Annotated in this window: 1 protein-coding gene and 1 pseudogene; both read left to right on the top strand. The window is 47.3% G+C overall.

What is annotated here, in order from left to right:
• Positions 1–335, top strand: a 335-nt coding sequence (locus ACTHUM_RS17480) for a Na+/H+ antiporter NhaC family protein (protein ID WP_440403624.1), incomplete at its 5' end; no start/stop codon positions are given.
• A 137-nt stretch (positions 336–472) separates the two neighbouring features.
• Positions 473–621, top strand: a pseudogene (locus ACTHUM_RS17475) (endonuclease III); the annotation flags it as partial.

The raw sequence follows: 621 nt of genomic DNA, 5'->3' as shown, positions 1-621 counted from the left end.
CCAATGCCGGACGTGCTACTTTCAGCGTGGCCATAACATCGGTCGGCGTCAACTTCCTGATTGGCGAACAATATTTAAGTATCCTGCTTTCCGGCGAAACCTTTAAGCCGGTATATGACAAACTCGGCCTGCATTCGCGCAACCTTGCCCGTACGCTGGAAGATGCGGGTACGGTCATCAACCCGTTGGTGCCTTGGAGCGTCTGCGGCGTATTCATCAGTCATGCCTTGGGTGTGCCTGTTTGGGAATACCTGCCTTATGCCTTCTTCTGCTACTTGAGTTTGGCTCTGACGCTGGTGTTTGGCTGGACAGGGCTGACTTTGAGTAAGAAGTAAACAGCATTTAAAATAGCAATGCTTTTATCAAACAAGGCCGTCTGAAAACAATTTCAGACGGCCTTGTTTTACTTGAAGTAGCCGTATCAACATGATTTCACTATAATTGCTGCACCAATAAAAAAATAATCCAAACAATGAACAAACAAATCCGCCAAGAAATTTTCGAGCGTTTCCGCGCTGCCAATCCTCATCCGACTACCGAGTTGAATTTCAGCTCGCCGTTTGAGCTGCTTATCGCCGTTTTATTGTCTGCACAAGCAACTGATGTCGGCGTGAACAAAGC

This window comes from Neisseria sp. P0021.S006, assembly GCF_051956895.1.
Note: the sequence above shows the minus strand (reverse complement) of the source record. Positions and strands in the feature narration are given on the sequence as shown.